The organism is Streptomyces sp. NPDC053542, from assembly GCF_044544685.1.
GTDB lineage: Bacteria > Actinomycetota > Actinomycetes > Streptomycetales > Streptomycetaceae > Streptomyces.
In genome coordinates, this window is the sequence record NZ_JBITXL010000007.1 from 1 (window position 1) to 16,523 (window position 16,523).

The following is a 16,523-nucleotide window of genomic DNA, read 5'->3' on the forward strand; positions in this document are numbered from 1 at the left end:
CGAACTTGTCGGCGAGGGCGTACGCGGCGTCGCAGCCGGACGGCAGCATCAGGCCGTACAGCAGCTGGCGGACGGTGACCTTGTCGCCCACGATCAGGTGGGCCTGGGAGGCGTTCTTCGACACCACGTAGTCGCTGTACGCCTTCTGGATGGTGACCTTGGCGTCCAGGTTGAGGTTCGGCTGCGACAGCACGACCTTCGCGGTCATGATCTTCGTCGTGGAGCCGGTGGAGCGGCGCGTGTCGGCGTACTTGGTGTACAGCGACGCGCCGTTGGCGTCGTTCATGACGTAGCCGCCCTTGGCGGCGATGGACGGCGTCGTGACGGCCTGCGCGGGCGCCGCGGCGACGGCGCCGGTGGTTGCCGTATGAACTTGTCCGTCCTGCGCCGTCTCCCCGAGTCGGACGGCGCGAGTGGTGGGCGGTTGACGCGGTACGCGGCCGCGGGTCTCCTCAGCTCTCCGCGAGGATGTGGGAGAGCTCCGTGTCGAGATCGAAGTGTCGGTGCTCGGTGCCGGGCGGGACCGCGGCATCCGTGCGCTTGAGGAAGGATTCCAGGGCCCGCGCCGGGGCCTCGAGCAGAGCCTCGCCTTCCGGGGAGCTCAGGGCGATGCAGACGACTCCCTGACCGTGACTCCGGGACGGCCAGACGCGGACGTCGCCGGTGCCGGTGGGCCGATGGAGGCCCTCGGCGAGGAGATCGCGGGCGAAAACCCACTCGACGGTCTCCTCGGCTCCGGTGTGGAAGGTGGCGTGCACGGCATAAGGATCGGCCGTGTCATACCGCAGGCCCGCAGGTACAGGCAGTGAGGACTCGCTCGACACAACGAGGCGCAGGTGCAGCTCGCAGCTGACCGTGGTGTTCATACGCCAGGGCCTTTCGCTCAGTGTGCGCTCGGGGGTTCGCACGTCGGCGAAATCGACATGCCACCTACGGTGGCGTTGTAAACCCCTCTGACTGTTTTGGGTGGCTTCGAGTACCTCTTACGGCGGAGTCCGGGATCCTCCCGAGCGTTCATGCGGGCCTGTGGAGCGTCGGGTAGGTTTGCCGGTATGAATGCGGAGAGTGACGAGCGTCGGGGCGCCGCGGGAGGCGCGTCGACACGGGGCGCGACGGCGGTCCCGCAGAAGCTGGGGTCCAAGGCGCCGCATTTCGTGAAGCGCTCCCGGACCCTGCACATGAGCTGGCAGGTCGGGATCTTCGTCGTCGGCCTCGCGGTGGTCGTCGGCGGCATCATCATGCTGCCGCTGCCCGGGCCCGGCTGGCTGGTGATCTTCGCCGGCATGGCGATCTGGGCGACCGAGTTCGTCTGGGCGCAGCTCGTGCTCCGCTGGACCAAGCGCAAGGTCACCGAGGCCGCCCAGAAGGCCCTGGACCCCAAGGTCCGGCGGCGCAACATCATCCTCACGTCGATCGGCGTCGTGATCATCGCCGTGGCGCTCGCGGTGTACGTGTGGAAGTTCGGCTTCGAGATGCCCTGGAACATCACCGAGTGACAGCGGCCCGGCCGCACCGTGGTCAGGAGCCCCGCTGACATGCGGTAATGTTGGCCGTGCGCCAGGCCCCCGAGGCACCGGCGCCCCGGGCGATTAGCTCAGTGGGAGAGCGCTTCGTTCACACCGAAGAGGTCACTGGTTCGAACCCAGTATCGCCCACCCGGTCCAAGGGCCCGGAGGTTTCTTCAGCCTCCGGGCCCTTCGGCATTCCCCGGCGCGGCACACTGGACCCATGCCCTTCCGGCCGCTCCGCCCCCACCACTACCGCTTCCGCAGCGTCTGGCTGCTGGACGCTGCGCCCGGCGTCGTCTACGCCGTCCTCGAACGGACCGAGTCCTACCCCCGCTGGTGGCCGCAGGTCGCCGAGGTGCACCGGACCGACGAGCACTCCGGCGCCGCCCGCATCCGCTCCGTACTGCCCTACAGCCTCCGCGTCACCGCCCGGGAGACCCGCCGCGACCCGCGCGCCGGCGTCCTGGAGACGGCGCTGCACGGCGACATCGACGGCTGGGCGCGCTGGACGGTACGCCCGCACGGCACCGGCACCCGCGCGCTGTACGAGCAGGAGGTCGAGGTGCGCCGGCGCTTCATGCGGCTGCTGGCCTACCCGGGGCGGCCGTTCTTCCGCCTCAACCACGCGCTGATGATGCGGGCCGGGCGGCGCGGACTGGCCGCCTGGCTGGACGGTCACCAAGGAATTTGAACGAGGGGCCCCGCGACCTGTATTGTTCAGGTCGTTCGCGAGGGACACCTCAAGAACCCCGGGCGATTAGCTCAGTGGGAGAGCGCTTCGTTCACACCGAAGAGGTCACTGGTTCGAACCCAGTATCGCCCACCCGGAGAGAAGGCCGGACCGTCACAACGGTCCGGCCTTTTGCGTACGTTCGTACGTTCATGCTGCTCTTCCGCGGACGATCACGCCGCCGCCGGCAGATCCGGCCGCAGCGGCCAGTGCGGGTCCACCGCCTCCTCCGTGCCGTTGCGCGCGAACCATGCCTGGAGGCCCCGCGCTTGGGCGGCGTGCCACACCGCCTGCAGCGCGTGCAGCTCCGCCACGCTCAGCCCTTCGAGCCGCGTCGCGAACGCCTGCCCCAGCGCCCGTACGACCTGCAGTGACGCCGTCGCGTCCGCCGCCGCCTCATGCGCCCCCGACAGCTCGACGCCGTAGTGCTCGCACAGGTCCGACAGCGTCCGGCGGCCCTTGCGGTACCGGTCCAGATGCTTGTCCAGCACCCGCGGATCCAGCACGCACAACGACTGCGCACCGAGATACGCCGCCAGCGACGACGCGCGGTGCCGCCGCAACTCGCGGTCCAGCAGCGTCAGATCGAACGGTGCGTTCATCACCACCAGCGGCCGCCCCGCCATCGCCTGCTCCGCCAGGGCCCGCGCTATCTCCTCCATCACCGGCGCGGGCCAGCGGCCGTTCATCGCCAGATGCCCGGCCGTCAGGCCGTGCACGGCCGTCGCCGCCTCCGGGATGTCCACACCCGGATTGACCAGCCAGCGCGTGACCCGCGGAGTCGAGCGGGGCGTCTCCTGGACGACCAGAGCGGCGGAGACGATGCGGTCCTGCTCCACATCGATCCCCGTCGTCTCGGTGTCGAAGGCAGCAAGCGGCCCGTCGAACCAGCTCGGCATTGTCCCAACTCCTCGTGCTCCTGCGGCGGGTGGCCTGCCCCGGGCCGCCCGAGCTGGTGATACCCGGCCTCCACGGTTGTCGAACCGCCATTGTTTGCTGACCACTTGACACGGAGACAACACAGAGGGGACCGCAGCCCCACGCGCGGTCCGCCGGACCGCCGTGCGGCCCGGACCCCGTCACACCCCCACGCACCCGACCGGCACCACCGCAACGCCCGGAAGGCACTGGAGCGATGACGCTCGCACAGCCCGAGCCGGGTGGGTACCTGCCCGAGCGACCGGTACCGCTGCGCGGCCAGCTCGCCACCACCGCCTCCATGGAGACGCTCCAGGTGGGCTATCTCCACGCCGTGGCCGCGGCGGCCGGCTGCTCGCTCGCGCAGCCCTTCCCGGACAACGGCATCGACTGGCACGTCAGCCACGGCTCGTCCGGCCACACCATCGACGACGAAGTGACCATCAAGGTGCAGCTCAAGTGCACCTACCAGGTCCAGCCCCGGCCGCCGGGGCCCAGCTTCGGCTTCACGCTGGACAACGACCACCTCGTGAAGCTCGCCCGTACCCCCGTCGCGGTGCACAAGATCCTGGTCGTGATGCTCGTGCCGCGCACCCCCGAGGACTGGCTGCGCGCGAGCCACGACCGGCTCGAACTGCGGCACTGCTGTTACTGGATCAACCTGGCCGGCCAGCAGGCCACCGGCAGGCGCAAGACCACTGTGCGGATTCCGACCACGCGGATCTTCGACGACCGTGCGCTCGCCGAGATCATGACGCGGGTCGGGGCGGGAGGGAGACCCTGATGTACCGGCCGACCGACGAGCAACCGCTCCCTGTTCCCGACCCCGCCCGGGTCGATCCGGCCGTCCTCACCGCCCTGCTGGGCCGGCACGGCTGGCACCGCCGCGGCGGCACCCAGGGCCAGTACGGCCGCTGGACTCCGCCCGGCGGCACCGCGGGCACCAGCGTCCTCGTGCCCGAGTCCGCGCGCTTCCCCGACAGCACCGACCTGCTCGCCGAGGCCCTGACCGCGCTCGCGCGCAGCGCCGCGCCCTCGGCCCGCGAGGTGCTGGTCGGCCTCGCGCTGCCCAGTGACGAGGTGCGCTGGGAGCGCGACGTCCCCGACGAGGGCTCCGGCGCGACGCTGTGGACCGCGCAGGAACGGCTGCGCGCCGCCGCCCGCTCCCTGCTGGTGGCCGGGGCGCTCGGCACGTATGCGCGGGCCGGCTATCACGGCGCGCGGCACCGGCGGCAGGCCGAGGCGCTGCTGGACCAGGTGCTGGTCGGCCCGGCGCCCGCGGGCCGCAGCCTCGCCGCGTACGTTCCGGTCAGTGCGGGGCGCGGCATGGTCGCCGGCCTCCAGCGGGCGCTGCACGCCGCCCGCGACGCCACGGACTACCAGCGCGCCACCGGCCGCATGGAGGCGTACGAGGCCGCCGTCGAGCTGGGCGTCTGCCACGAGCTGGCCGAGGCGCTGATCTCCCTGGTGCGCGGCGCCGAAGGGGTGCGCATCGTGATCGAGTGGTCACCGGCCGAGGGTGCGCCGCCGGGCTGCCCGGCCCGCCCGGAGCCCGTCGAGTTCACCCCCGGCGACCTGCCCGCGCTGCGGCAGGCCGCTCAGCGGTACGTACGGGACGAGCCCTCGCTCGCCGTGCGGGTGACCGGCACGGTCGTCCGGATGCGCCGCGAGCGGCCCGACGGCGCGGGCGCGGTACGGCTGCGGGTGCTGGCCGGCGCGGACGTGGCGCAGGTCAGGGTCGCCCTCGGCGAGGAGGACTACCGGATCGCGGGCCACGCCCACCTGCTGGGACTGCCGGTACGGATCACCGGGCGGCTGGAGAGCCGCGGCGGTTTCCGGCGGATCACGGGCGCGAGCGGCGTCACGCCCGTACAGGTCGACGAGGCGGAGCGGGACCGGCTGCTGAAGTCGCTCCAGGAGAACCTGGACCACTTCGAGGAGGCGTGCGGGGGCGAGTGAGCCGTGCCGTCATCCGATGGCGGGCGTCAGCGGTGCGGGTACAGATCACGCAGCAGCGCGATCTCCGCACCGTGGTGGATGACCTCCCGGTTGATGTGCAGCACCAGCGTCGCCATCGGGTACTCGCCGTACGGTCCCTCGGCGGGACCGCAGGGCCGCGCCAGGTCCTCCTCGCTCAGCCCCCGCACGCCCGCCTGCCACGCCGCGTACGCCGCGTCGAGCTGCGCCAGCGCCTCCTGGGCCGTGCCCGCGTAGGCGAAGGACTCGTAGTCCATCTTGGGCCCGCCGAAATGGTTCGCGACGCGCATCCCGAACACGCCGACGATGATGTGGGCCAGCCGCCAGGCGATGGTCGTCACCGGCGGCGGCACCGGCTCGGGGAACGCGAAGTCGACCGTGAAGTCGCCGGAGCCCGCCGCGATGGGCGCACTGCTCGTCCCGCGGGGGCGCACGTTCCAGGCGCCCGGCGCGGGCTCCCAGAAGTACTCCTCGTCGCTCAGCCCGGACAGCCGGTCCCGCAGCTGATGACGCCAGTGAAAGTCGAGCTGCTCGGACAGCTGGTCGTTCCAGTCGATGGTCATGACGCGACAGTACGGGCGCGGAGCCCGCAACGCCCGGAAATGCCCGTGCCGGGAGTCCGGCAAACAACCGTTTCGCGAGGCGGGCCGGTGGCTCGGTACGATTCACCGTGCGCAGCGATCGCTGCCGCCCAGCAGACATGAGTCAGGAGAGTCCGGTGTCAGACGTCCGTGTGACCATCCAACGCGATTCCGAGCGGGAAGAACGCGTGGTGACCACGGGCACTACGGCCGCCGACCTCTTCCAGGGCGAGCGCAGCATCGTCGCGGCGCGGGTGGCCGGAGAGCTCAAGGACCTCGCGTACGAGGTCGCCGACGGCGAGACCGTCGAGCCCGTGGAGATCACCTCCGAGGACGGCCTGAACATCCTGCGGCACTCCACCGCGCACGTGATGGCCCAGGCCGTGCAGGAGCTGTTCCCGGAGGCCAAGCTCGGCATCGGCCCGCCCATCAAGGACGGCTTCTACTACGACTTCGACGTCGAGACCCCGTTCACCCCCGAGGACCTCAAGCGCATCGAGAAGAAGATGCAGGAGATCCAGAAGCGGGGCCAGCGCTTCTCGCGCCGGGTCACCACCGACGAGGACGCCCGCGAGGAGCTGGCCGCCGAGCCGTACAAGCTCGAGCTGATCGGCCTCAAGGGCAACGCGGGCGAGGCCGCCGAGGGCGCGGACGCGGAGGTCGGCGCGGGCGAGCTGACCATCTACGACAACCTCGACGCCAAGACCGGCGACCTGTGCTGGAAGGACCTCTGCCGGGGCCCGCACCTGCCCACCACCCGGAACATCCCGGCGTTCAAGCTGATGCGCTCCGCCGCCGCGTACTGGCGCGGCAGCGAGAAGAACAAGCAGCTGCAGCGGATCTACGGCACCGCCTGGCCGACCAAGGACGAGCTCAAGGCGTACCTGGAGTTCCTCGCCGAGGCCGAGAAGCGGGACCACCGCAAGCTGGGCAGCGAGCTGGACCTGTTCTCCATCCCGGAGCAGATCGGCTCCGGCCTCGCGGTCTTCCACCCCAAGGGCGGCATCATCCGCCGGGTCATGGAGGACTACTCGCGGCGGCGCCACGAGGAAGAGGGCTACGAGTTCGTCTACACCCCGCACGCCACCAAGGGGAAGCTCTTCGAGACGTCGGGGCACCTGGACTGGTACGCCGACGGCATGTACCCGCCCATGCAGCTCGACGAGGGCATTGACTACTACCTCAAGCCCATGAACTGCCCCATGCACAACCTGATCTTCGACGCGCGGGGGCGTTCGTACCGCGAACTGCCGCTGCGTCTCTTCGAGTTCGGGACGGTGTACCGGTACGAGAAGTCCGGCGTGGTGCACGGCCTGACCCGCGCCCGCGGCTTCACCCAGGACGACGCGCACATCTACTGCACCCGCGAGCAGATGGCGGACGAGCTCGACACGACGCTCACCTTCGTCCTGAACCTGCTCCGCGACTACGGCCTGAACGACTTCTACCTGGAGCTGTCCACCAAGGACCCGGAGAAGTTCGTCGGCAGCGACGACGCGTGGGAGGAGGCCACCGAGACGCTGCGCAAGGTGGCCGAGAAGCAGGGCCTCGAACTGGTCGCCGACCCGGGCGGCGCGGCCTTCTACGGTCCGAAGATCTCCGTCCAGGCCAAGGATGCGATCGGCCGGACCTGGCAGATGTCGACCATCCAGCTCGACTTCAACCTGCCGGAGCGCTTCGACCTGGAGTACACCTCGGCGGACGGCTCCAAGCAGCGCCCGGTCATGATCCACCGCGCGCTGTTCGGTTCGATCGAGCGGTTCTTCGCGGTGCTCCTGGAGCACTACGCCGGTGCCTTCCCGGTCTGGCTGGCGCCCGTCCAGGCGACCGGCATCCCGATCGGCGACGCGCACGTGCCGTACCTCGAGGAGTTCGCGGCCGAGGCCAAGAAGAAGGGCCTGCGCATCGAGGTCGACTCGTCCTCGGACCGGATGCAGAAGAAGATCCGCAACGCCCAGAAGTCCAAGGTGCCCTACATGGTCATCGCGGGTGACGAGGACATGGAGCAGGGCGCGGTCTCCTTCCGGTACCGGGACGGCTCCCAGGAGAACGGCATCCCGAAGGACGAGGCGATCGCCAAGATCCTCAAGGCGGTCGAGGAGCGCGCCCAGGTCTGATCCGGACCACGGGGCGAGAATTCGAGGGGCGGTCCACAGGGCCGCCCCTCACCGCGTCCGTACCAGGGAATATGCTGCGTTTCATGACGACTGAGCCGGAGCAGCAGATCGGAGTCGGGACACAGGACGCCTTCCAGCGCCTGTGGACGCCGCACCGGATGGCCTACATCCAGGGTGAGAACAAGCCCACGGGCCCGGGAGCCGACGACGGCTGTCCGTTCTGCACGATCCCGTCGAAGTCCGACGAGGACGGCCTGGTCGTCGCCCGCGGCGAGCACGTGTACGCGGTGCTCAACCTTTACCCGTACAACGGTGGGCACCTCATGGTGGTGCCCTACCGGCACGTCGCCGACTACACCGAGCTGGACGACGCCGAGACGGCGGAGCTGGCGAAGCTCACGAAGCAGGCGATGGCGGCGCTGCGCGCGGCGTCGGGCGCGCACGGCTTCAACATCGGGATGAACCAGGGCGGGGTCGCCGGCGCCGGTATCGCCGCCCACCTGCACCAGCACGTCGTCCCGCGCTGGGGCGGCGACACCAACTTCATGCCCGTGACGGCGCACACCAAGGTGCTGCCGCAGCTGCTGGCCGATACCCGCGCGATGCTGGCGGACGCCTGGCCGGCGGTGTAACGGCCGATATCGCGCCCGGGGCCCGTACGGAATTCCGTACGGGCCCCAGGCGTACTTACCGTGCGCGGCGGTTACGCGTCGTAGACGTCGGCCTTCTTCGGAGCCACGTCCTGGACCGCGCCGCTGAGGGCCAGCGAGCGGTTGTCGAAGCGCTCGGTGTCCACGCCGTTCTCCTTCAGGACGCTCATCGCGGCGGAGTGCACCACGCGCAGTACGGGCGTGGCGGCGCGCAGCGCGTCATCCGCCATGAAGCGGTGCCGCCAGGGCTTGTCGGCCCAGGCGTGGCGCAGCCCGAAGGGCTCGGGCAGGACGAGCTTGCCGCCGAGGAAGTCCAGTACCGGCGGGAACCAGGTCAGGGGGGCGCGCGCGGCGAGGCGGACGACCTCGTCGGCGTCGATGAGCGGGAGCTGCCGCTCCTTGGTCTCCCAGAACTTCACGACCTTCGCCTCGGTCACCGTCTTGGCCTTGGGCTTGGTGGTGAACAGGCCGTGGACCGGGCCGAGGGCGTGTCCCGTGACCTCGATGCGCAGCGTCTCGTGCAGCACGGTCACGGTGATCATCAGGGTGAGGACGAGCTGGCCGTCCCAGAGGACGAACTGGACGCCGAGGTAGTGGCGGTTGCCGCTGCCGAACTGCTGCTCGTTGCAGATCCGCTCTATCTCGTGCGGGCGGATCTGGAAGGCGTCGGTGTCGGTGCCCTCGGGGCGGGCGACCTCGCCGGCGTTCTCGCCGACGGGGGAGACGATCCAGTGCTTCACGGAGGGGGCCTGGCCGAAGCCGCCGGTGTGCAGCGGGCTGCGCTCCAGGAGCTTGAGCCGGTCATGGATGACGCGGATGACGTCCCAGCTGCGGAAGGGGTGGATCTCGCCGTCCGGGTCCGCGGGGCGCAGCTCCTCGGCGAGCTGCCAGCTGCCCCAGCGGGTGCCCATGCCGAGTATGCCCTTGGGGCCGGCGTAGAAGACGACGTTGCTGGCCTGCTCGGCGGTGAGCTTGGCGAGGTTCTGGCGGAGGCGCTCGGCTGCGGTCTCGTTCGGGTCCTGGGGCACGGCCTCGGGGATGCGCGCGCCGACGCCGCCGCCTTCGAGGAGGCCCTTCCACGCGTCGCGCATGTCGTTGGCGGCGCGCTCGCAGATCCGCTTGGCCCACCACCAGCCTATGACCGGGGCGATCAGCATCAGGCGGAGGTAGACCGTCCAGAAGCTGTCGAACGGGAGCTTGATCAGGAAGATCAGGGCGATGCCGCAGAGGGCCACGAGCAGCACCGTGCCCAGCGCGCTCTTGCCCTTGCTGGTGGCCTTGTCCAGGATCCGCTTGAGCTGGAAGCCGCCGAACCAGAGGAGCACGCCGGGCAGGAAGAGCACCCCGAAGACGACCATGAGGACCGTCAGTTTCGCGTCGCGTTCCTTGCGGATGCGGTTGGCGGCGAGGCAGTGCTCGACGACGGTCTGCGGCTCTATGCCGAAGGACTGGATGAGCGGCTTGCGGCCGCCGCCGAGCATCCGGACCTGGACGGCGCGCGCGAACGCCTCGCCGAGGTTGGGCTCGAACAGGGAGAGCCGGGGCTTCTTGATCTCCGACTTGGCGGTGTCGGAGTCGGCGTCGGAGATCGTGGAGAGCGGGGTGTCCCGGTACGCGGCGGAGGCCAGCGCCTGGGTAGCGGCCGTCTGCCCCGCCCCGCCGGTGAGCGGGACCTGCGCTCCCGGGCTGAAGTCGAAGCCGTCAATCGTTGTCACCAAGGCCCCCTCGCCGCCGTCTGCCCCTGCCGTTGGCGTGCCCCGCAGAACGCCTCTGAGCGACCTTCCCACCGGCCGCCCCCGGCACACCTCTGAGCTGCGTCCTCAGCGTACAGCCGACGTGCAGCCGGCGTACCGTCCAAGGGAGTTGAGCTCCTTGTCCCGGGCGGTACGCCGGCTGCTCCGCGGTCGTCAGCAGGCGGACTAGCCGCCGTTCTCCGGCTTTTCGCGCTCTGCGCGGATCTTGGTGGCGAGCTGCGGCGGCATCGGCTCGTGCCGTGCGTACGTGCGGTGGAAACGGCCGGTGCCGTGCGAAAGTGACCGGAGATCGACGGCGTAGCGGCCGATTTCGATCTCCGGGACCTCGGCGCGCACCAACGTCCGGCCCGCGCCGGACTGTTCGGTGCCCACGACCCGGCCGCGCCGCCCGGACAGGTCGCTCATCACCGGGCCCACGTAGTCGTCGGGCACCAGGACGGTGACCTCGGCGACCGGCTCCAGCAGGTGGATGGCGGCGTCGGCGGCGGCCTCGCGCAGGGCGAGGGCGCCCGCGGTCTGGAACGCGGCGTCGGAGGAGTCGACGGAGTGCGCCTTGCCGTCCAGCAGCGTCACGCGGATGTCGACGAGGGGGTACCCGGCCGCGACCCCGCGCGCCGCCTGGGCCCGTACGCCCTTCTCCACGGACGGGATGAACTGCCGGGGCACGGCCCCGCCGACGACCTTGTCGACGAATTCGATGCCGCTGCCGCCCGGGAGCGGCTCGACCTCGATCTCGCAGATCGCGTACTGCCCGTGGCCGCCCGACTGCTTGACGTGCCGGCCGCGCCCGGCGGCCTTCGCGCCGAACGTCTCGCGCAGCGAGACCTTGTGCGGTACGGCGTCGACCTGGACTCCGTACCGGGCGCGCAGCCGCTCCAGCGCCACGTCCATGTGCGCCTCGCCCAGGCACCACAGGACGACCTGGTGGGTGTCGGGGTTCTGCTCCAGGCGCATCGTGGGGTCCTCGGCGACGAGCCGCGCGAGGCCCTGGGAGAGCTTGTCCTCGTCGGCCTTGCTGTGTGCCTGGATGGCGACCGGCAGCAGCGGGTCGGGCATGTCCCAGGGCGCCATCAGCAGCGGCGCGTCCTTCGCGGAGAGGGTGTCGCCGGTCTCGGCGCGGGAGAGCTTCGCGACGCAGGCCAGGTCGCCGGCGACGACCTTGGTGACCGTGCGCTGCTGCTTGCCGAAGGGGGCGGACAGGGCGCCGATGCGCTCGTCGACGTCGTGGTCCTCGTGGCCGCGGTCGGCCAGCCCGTGCCCGGAGACGTGCACCGTCTCGTCGGGGCGCAGGGTGCCGGAGAAGACCCGTACGAGCGAGAGCCGTCCGACGTAGGGGTCGGAGGAGGTCTTGACGACCTCGGCGGCCAGCGGCCCGGCGGGGTCGCAGGTGAGGGCGGGGTGCGGCTTGCCGTCGGGGGTGGTGACGGGCGGGACCTCGCGCTCGGTGGGCGCGGGGAAGCCGCCGGTGATCAGTTCCAGCAGTTCGATGGTGCCCAGGCCCTCCTTGCTGCCGTCGGCGGCGGGCGCCGCGGCCAGTACGGGGTGGAAGCTGCCGCGTGCGACGGCGGTCTCCAGGTCGCCGATGAGTGTCTTGATGTCGATGTCCTCGCCGCCGAGGTAGCGGTCCATCAGGGACTCGTCCTCGCTCTCGGCGATGATCCCCTCGATGAGGCGGTTGCGGGCCTCCTCGATGAGGGGCAGCTCGCCGGATTCGGGATCGCGCTCCTTCCTGGTGCCTCCGGAGTAGTCGTACACCCGCTGGGAGAGCAGCCCGATCAGGCCGTGCACGGGCCGGTGGCCGTCGGCGCCGGCCTCGCCGTACAGCGGGAGGTACAGCGGCAGCACGGCGTCGGGGTCCTCGCCGCCGAAGGACGTGCGGCAGGTCTCGGTCATGCCGTCGAAGTCGGCGCGGGCCGCTTCGAGGTGCGTGACCACTATGGCGCGGGGCATTCCGACAGCCGCGCACTCGTCCCAGACCATTCGGGTGGCGCCGTCCACGCCGTCCGCCGCCGAGACAACGAAAAGGGCCGCGTCCGCTGCCCGCAGACCGGCCCTCAGCTCCCCGACGAAATCGGCGTATCCGGGAGTGTCCAAAAGATTGATTTTGATTCCGTCCCATTCGACCGGGACCAGGGAGAGCTGTACGGAGCGTTGCTGCCGGTGCTCGATCTCGTCGTAGTCGGACAGGCAGCCGCCGTCCTCGACCCGGCCCGCCCTGTTGACCGCGCCCGATGCGAGCGCGAGGGCTTCGACCAGGGTGGTCTTCCCCGATCCGCTGTGGCCGACCAGCACCACATTCCGTACGGAGGAGGGGTGGTCGACCGTCGCTGCCCTGCCGGCGGCTCCTGGATGTGTGCTCGTCTTGTCGCCCATGTGCTTCGCCTCCAGGTCGACACTCTGCGGTGTTCCGAGCTTTCCACCGAGGTCATGGTGCGTCCATACATCGCACAAGGGACGATAGGGGATCTTGGGGGTGCTCGGGGATCATGCGGGACAAGCCCGAACGGGTGCACAGGGCACCCGTGTGCGGCCGCCAACTGCCCCTTTCCGCCGTGGTCGTGGCCCCGCACGCGCCCCCGGCCGAGTGCTCCGGGCGGGTGGCGAGGGAGGCTCCGGCGCGTCCCGGGGGCGATCGTGAGCCGTGGTGCGTTCGCAAAGCGCCGAGGACGGCTGGCTACGATGGGCCAGCCGGTGGCCGTACTGACCGCGCGGCCCGCACACAACCTCCGGGAAGGCCATGCTGAACAAGTACGCGCGTGCGTTCTTCACGCGTGTTCTCACGCCGTTCGCCGCCCTGCTCATCCGCCTCGGCATCAGCCCCGACGTGGTCACCGTCCTCGGTACCGCCGGCGTGGTCGCCGGCGCGCTGGTCTTCTACCCGCTGGGCGAGTTCTTCTGGGGCACCGTCGTCATCACCCTGTTCGTCTTCTCGGACCTGGTCGACGGCAACATGGCACGGCAACTGGGCCGCTCCAGCCGCTGGGGCGCCTTCCTGGACTCCACGCTCGACCGCGTCGCCGACGCCGCGATCTTCGGCGGCCTCGCCCTCTGGTACGCGGGCCGCGGCGACGACCTGCTGCTCACCGCGGTGACGATCTTCTGCCTCGCCTCCGGCCAGGTCGTCTCGTACACCAAGGCGCGCGGCGAGAGCATCGGCCTCCCGGTCAACGTCAACGGCCTGATCGAGCGCGCCGAACGCCTGGTGATCTCGCTGGTGGCCTGCGGCTTCTCGGGACTGCACAAGTTCGGCGTGCCCTGGATCCAGAACCTGCTGCCGATCGCCCTGTGGATCGTGGCCGTCGGCAGCGCGGTCACCCTGGGCCAGCGGGTGGTCACCGTACGCCGGGAGTCCGCCGAGGCGGACGCCGTGGGGGGAGAGAGCGCGTGAAACTCGACATCGGCAAGCTGCCCGGCCTCGACCGGCTGCTGGACACGGGGAAACTGTCCGACGCGCTGTACGGCCTGGGCTGGGCCACGGTCAAGAAGCTGCCCGAGCCGGTCGCCGTACAGCTGGGCGAGCGCATCGCCGACGCCGTCTGGAAGCGGCGCGGCAACGGCGTACGGCGCCTGGAGGCCAACCTCGCGCGGGTCGTCCCCGACGCCTCCCCGCAGGCCCTCTCCCGGCTCTCCCGGGCCGGCATGCGCTCCTACATGCGGTACTGGATGGAATCCTTCCGCCTGCCGGCCTGGAGCCGCGAGCGGATCGCGCAGGGCATGGACGTCACCGACGTCCACCACCTCACCGACGCGCTGGACAGCGACCGCGGCGTCATCCTCGCCCTGCCCCACATGGGCAACTACGACCTCGCGGGCGCCTGGGTCACCACCAAGCTCGGCGTCCCCTTCACCACCGTCGCCCAGCGCCTGAAGCCCGAGACCCTCTACGACCGGTTCGTCGCCTACCGCGAGGGCCTGGGCATGGAAGTACTGCCGCACAACGGCGGCGCGGCCTTCGGCATACTCGCCCGGCGGCTGCGCGCCGGCGGCCTGGTCTGCCTGGTCGCCGACCGCGACCTGTCCCGCTCCGGCATGGAGGTGAAGTTCTTCGGCGAGGCCGCCAAGATGCCCGCCGGACCGGCCATGCTCGCGCTCCAGACCGGCGCGGTGCTGCTGCCCGTGACCTTGTGGTACGACGGTACGCCCGTCATGCGGGGCCGTGTGCACCCCGGGATCGAGGTACCCGAGACCGGTACGCGCACCGACAAGGCCGCCGCGATGACCCAGGCCATGGCCGACGCCTTCGCCTCGGGCATCGCCGAGCACCCGGAGGACTGGCACATGCTGCAGCGACTGTGGCTCGCCGACCTGGAGCCGCGCGGTGCGGACGCCCGAGAGACGGAGACGCCTTGAGGATCGGCATCGTCTGCCCCTACTCGTGGGACGTCCCCGGCGGGGTCCAGTTCCACATCCGCGACCTCGCCGAGCATCTGATCCGGCTCGGCCACGAGGTCTCCGTACTCGCCCCGGCGGACGACGAGACACCTCTTCCGCCGTATGTCGTCTCCGCCGGACGTGCCGTACCCGTCCCGTACAACGGTTCGGTTGCGCGGCTCAACTTCGGCTTCCTCTCCGCCGCGCGGGTACGCCGCTGGCTGCACGACGGTGCGTTCGAGGTCATCCACATCCACGAACCGGCCTCCCCGTCCCTCGGCCTGCTGGCCTGCTGGGCGGCGCAGGGCCCCATCGTGGCGACCTTCCACACCTCCAACCCGCGCTCCCGCGCCATGATCGCCGCGTACCCGATCCTCCAGCCCGCGCTGGAGAAGATCAGCGCGCGCATCGCGGTCAGCGAGTACGCCCGCCGCACGCTGGTGGAACACCTCGGCGGTGACGCGGTCGTCATCCCCAACGGCGTCGACGTGGACTTCTTCGCCCGCGCCGAGCCGAAGAAGGAGTGGCAGGGCCGGACCATCGGCTTCATAGGCCGCATCGACGAGCCCCGCAAGGGCCTCCCCGTCCTGATGAAGGCGCTGCCCGCGATCCTCGCCGAGGTCCCCGACGCACGGTTGCTGGTCGCCGGGCGCGGCGACGAGAAGGAGGCCGTCGCGGACCTCCCCGAGGAGCTCCGCTCCCGCGTCGAATTCCTCGGCATGGTCACCGACGAGGACAAGGCCCGCCTGCTCCGCAGCGTCGACCTGTACGTCGCGCCCAACACCGGCGGCGAGTCCTTCGGCATCATCCTCGTCGAGGCGATGTCCGCGTCGGCGCCGGTCCTCGCCAGCGACCTCGACGCGTTCGCCCAGGTCCTGGACCAGGGCGAGGCGGGCGAACTCTTCACCAACGAGAACGCGGACGCGCTCGCCGCGTCTGCCATTCGGCTGCTCCGCGACCCGGCGCGGCTGGCGGAACTCCGCGAGCGCGGAGCCCGCCATGTACGCCGCTTCGACTGGTCGACGGTGGGCGCGGACATCCTCGCGGTGTACGAAACGGTGGCCGACGGCGCGGCTTCGGTGGACACGGACGAGAGGGTGAGCTTGCGGACGCGGTGGGGGCTGAAGACAAGCCCGTCCGGCGATTGAGGACGAGCCCGCAGGACGCTCAGGGACGCGGGGAACTGCGCGACCGGCCACGACGGCGCGTCACCGGGCAACCGACCCCGCCGGGCACGGCGCCCCCGTCGGCCCGGGCCGAGCGCCGCGGACGGGTAACGTGACGCCCCGTGACCACCTTCATCTGGATCCTCGCGGCGATCATCCTCATCGGGGTGTACCTGAGCTGGACCGCGGGCCGTCTCGACCGGCTGCACGCGCGCATCGACGCGGCCCGGGCCGCCCTGGACGCACAGCTCCTGCGCCGCGCCTCCGTAGCGCAGGAGCTCGGTACGTCCGGCGTCCTCGACCCGGCCGCCTCGATCGTCCTCTACCAGGCCGCGCACGCGGCTCGGCAGGCCGAGGAGGACCAGCGGGAGGTCGCCGAGAGCGCGCTCAGCCAGGCGCTGCGCGCGGTCTTCGACGAGGCCGAGCAGACCGACGCCGTACGGGAGGCCCCCGGCGGCGAGCAGACGCTCGCGGAGCTGACCGCGGCGGTGCGGCGCGTCCCCATGGCCCGCCGCTTCCACAACGACGCCGTCCGCGCGGCCCGCGCCGTCCGCAGGCACCGCGTCGTACGCTGGTTCCGGCTCGCGGGCCACGCCCCGTTCCCGATGGCCTTCGAGATGGACGACGAGGCCCCGGCGGCGCTCGGGGAACGCACGGCGGCCTGAGCACCGTACGAGTACCGGATCCGTACGGGTACCGAGGCGAAGCGGCAGCCGGCAGGGGCCACCCCAAGAGCCACCGCCCTGCAATT

The 16,523-nt window shown here is 71.0% G+C and carries 15 protein-coding genes, 2 tRNA genes and 1 pseudogene; 12 read left to right on the forward strand and 6 right to left on the reverse strand.

Going from position 1 to position 16,523, the window contains the following annotated elements; genetic code table 11:
- Positions 1–310: pseudogene (locus ACIGXO_RS20485) on the reverse strand (D-alanyl-D-alanine carboxypeptidase); the annotation flags it as partial.
- A gap of 142 nt (positions 311–452) precedes the next feature.
- Positions 453–866 carry an SsgA family sporulation/cell division regulator gene (locus ACIGXO_RS20490; RefSeq protein WP_003959770.1) on the reverse strand — a complete coding sequence of 138 codons (414 nt, stop codon included), beginning with the start codon at positions 864–866 and terminating at the stop codon, positions 453–455.
- Positions 867–1,052: 186 nt separating this feature from the next.
- Here ACIGXO_RS20490 and ACIGXO_RS20495 point away from each other — a divergent pair, with 186 nt between their 5' ends.
- The 4 genes from ACIGXO_RS20495 (at position 1,053) to ACIGXO_RS20510 (ending at position 2,331) form a co-directional block, all read left to right on the forward strand.
- Positions 1,053–1,496, forward strand: a complete 444-nt coding sequence (locus ACIGXO_RS20495; RefSeq protein WP_399788537.1) for a TIGR02611 family protein — start codon at positions 1,053–1,055, stop codon at positions 1,494–1,496.
- 87 nt (positions 1,497–1,583) lie between these two features.
- Positions 1,584–1,655, forward strand: a tRNA-Val gene (locus tag ACIGXO_RS20500).
- A 73-nt stretch (positions 1,656–1,728) separates the two neighbouring features.
- The gene (locus ACIGXO_RS20505; RefSeq protein ID WP_399788540.1) at positions 1,729–2,199 is read left to right on the forward strand and encodes an SRPBCC family protein; all 471 of its coding nucleotides are present in this window, start codon (positions 1,729–1,731) and stop codon (positions 2,197–2,199) included.
- Positions 2,200–2,259: 60 nt separating this feature from the next.
- Positions 2,260–2,331, forward strand: a tRNA-Val gene (locus ACIGXO_RS20510).
- Positions 2,332–2,411: 80 nt separating this feature from the next.
- Here the strand turns inward: ACIGXO_RS20510 and ACIGXO_RS20515 are convergent.
- A complete protein-coding gene (locus tag ACIGXO_RS20515) occupies positions 2,412–3,137 on the reverse strand; it encodes a 3'-5' exonuclease (protein ID WP_399788542.1) in 726 nt (241 codons plus the stop codon).
- Positions 3,138–3,373: 236 nt separating this feature from the next.
- Between ACIGXO_RS20515 and ACIGXO_RS20520 the strand changes: the two genes are divergently transcribed.
- Together ACIGXO_RS20520 and ACIGXO_RS20525 are read left to right on the forward strand one after the other, a co-directional pair.
- Positions 3,374–3,940, forward strand: coding sequence for a DUF4365 domain-containing protein (locus ACIGXO_RS20520; RefSeq protein ID WP_031062783.1), 567 nt, complete (start codon positions 3,374–3,376; stop codon positions 3,938–3,940).
- Positions 3,940–5,115, forward strand: coding sequence for a hypothetical protein (locus ACIGXO_RS20525; RefSeq protein ID WP_399788546.1), 1,176 nt, complete (start codon positions 3,940–3,942; stop codon positions 5,113–5,115). The genes ACIGXO_RS20520 and ACIGXO_RS20525 overlap by 1 nt, the downstream gene beginning before the upstream one ends.
- A gap of 26 nt (positions 5,116–5,141) precedes the next feature.
- Here ACIGXO_RS20525 and ACIGXO_RS20530 read toward each other — a convergent pair whose 3' ends face one another.
- Entirely contained in the window at positions 5,142–5,696 is a 555-nt protein-coding gene (locus tag ACIGXO_RS20530; protein WP_399788549.1) for a DinB family protein, read from the reverse strand.
- A 155-nt stretch (positions 5,697–5,851) separates the two neighbouring features.
- Here ACIGXO_RS20530 and thrS point away from each other — a divergent pair, with 155 nt between their 5' ends.
- Entirely contained in the window at positions 5,852–7,831 is a 1,980-nt protein-coding gene (gene thrS / locus ACIGXO_RS20535; protein WP_399788552.1) for a threonine--tRNA ligase, read from the forward strand.
- 71 nt (positions 7,832–7,902) lie between these two features.
- Entirely contained in the window at positions 7,903–8,463 is a 561-nt protein-coding gene (locus ACIGXO_RS20540; protein ID WP_399788554.1) for an HIT family protein, read from the forward strand.
- A gap of 71 nt (positions 8,464–8,534) precedes the next feature.
- On the opposite strand, the gene ACIGXO_RS20545 is transcribed toward ACIGXO_RS20540, so the two are convergent.
- Both ACIGXO_RS20545 and ACIGXO_RS20550 read right to left on the reverse strand, forming a co-directional pair.
- Positions 8,535–10,196, reverse strand: coding sequence for a hypothetical protein (locus ACIGXO_RS20545; protein ID WP_399788557.1), 1,662 nt, complete (start codon positions 10,194–10,196; stop codon positions 8,535–8,537).
- A 204-nt stretch (positions 10,197–10,400) separates the two neighbouring features.
- Entirely contained in the window at positions 10,401–12,608 is a 2,208-nt protein-coding gene (locus ACIGXO_RS20550; protein WP_399788560.1) for an elongation factor G-like protein EF-G2, read from the reverse strand.
- Between the two features lie 364 nt (positions 12,609–12,972).
- On the opposite strand from ACIGXO_RS20550, the gene pgsA reads away from it, so the two are divergent.
- The 4 genes from pgsA to ACIGXO_RS20570 all read left to right on the forward strand — a co-directional run bounded on the left by pgsA (position 12,973) and on the right by ACIGXO_RS20570 (position 16,437).
- Positions 12,973–13,623 carry a phosphatidylinositol phosphate synthase gene (gene pgsA / locus ACIGXO_RS20555; RefSeq protein ID WP_399788563.1) on the forward strand — a complete coding sequence of 217 codons (651 nt, stop codon included), beginning with the start codon at positions 12,973–12,975 and terminating at the stop codon, positions 13,621–13,623.
- Positions 13,620–14,585: a phosphatidylinositol mannoside acyltransferase gene (locus tag ACIGXO_RS20560; protein ID WP_399788566.1), complete on the forward strand. Its 966-nt coding sequence runs from the start codon at positions 13,620–13,622 to the stop codon at positions 14,583–14,585. Before pgsA ends, ACIGXO_RS20560 begins: the two co-directional genes overlap by 4 nt.
- Positions 14,582–15,754, forward strand: a complete 1,173-nt coding sequence (locus ACIGXO_RS20565) for a glycosyltransferase family 4 protein (RefSeq protein ID WP_399788569.1) — start codon at positions 14,582–14,584, stop codon at positions 15,752–15,754. Before ACIGXO_RS20560 ends, ACIGXO_RS20565 begins: the two co-directional genes overlap by 4 nt.
- A gap of 140 nt (positions 15,755–15,894) precedes the next feature.
- Positions 15,895–16,437, forward strand: a complete 543-nt coding sequence (locus ACIGXO_RS20570; protein ID WP_399788571.1) for a hypothetical protein — start codon at positions 15,895–15,897, stop codon at positions 16,435–16,437.
- The last annotated feature ends 86 nt before the right edge of the window (positions 16,438–16,523 follow it).

Excerpts from the sequence above, each read along its gene's own strand:
- pgsA (WP_399788563.1), top strand. The coding sequence starts at position 12,973 with ATGCTGAACAAGTACGCGCGTGCGTTCTTCACGCGTGTTCTCACGCCG.
- ACIGXO_RS20520 (WP_031062783.1), top strand. The coding sequence starts at position 3,374 with ATGACGCTCGCACAGCCCGAGCCGGGTGGGTACCTGCCCGAGCGACCG.
- ACIGXO_RS20550 (WP_399788560.1), bottom strand. The coding sequence starts at position 12,608 with ATGGGCGACAAGACGAGCACACATCCAGGAGCCGCCGGCAGGGCAGCG.
- ACIGXO_RS20495 (WP_399788537.1), top strand. The coding sequence starts at position 1,053 with ATGAATGCGGAGAGTGACGAGCGTCGGGGCGCCGCGGGAGGCGCGTCG.
- ACIGXO_RS20525 (WP_399788546.1), top strand. The coding sequence starts at position 3,940 with ATGTACCGGCCGACCGACGAGCAACCGCTCCCTGTTCCCGACCCCGCC.
- ACIGXO_RS20515 (WP_399788542.1), bottom strand. The coding sequence starts at position 3,137 with ATGCCGAGCTGGTTCGACGGGCCGCTTGCTGCCTTCGACACCGAGACG.
- ACIGXO_RS20540 (WP_399788554.1), top strand. The coding sequence starts at position 7,903 with ATGCTGCGTTTCATGACGACTGAGCCGGAGCAGCAGATCGGAGTCGGG.
- ACIGXO_RS20530 (WP_399788549.1), bottom strand. The coding sequence starts at position 5,696 with ATGACCATCGACTGGAACGACCAGCTGTCCGAGCAGCTCGACTTTCAC.
- ACIGXO_RS20505 (WP_399788540.1), top strand. The coding sequence starts at position 1,729 with ATGCCCTTCCGGCCGCTCCGCCCCCACCACTACCGCTTCCGCAGCGTC.
- ACIGXO_RS20490 (WP_003959770.1), bottom strand. The coding sequence starts at position 866 with ATGAACACCACGGTCAGCTGCGAGCTGCACCTGCGCCTCGTTGTGTCG.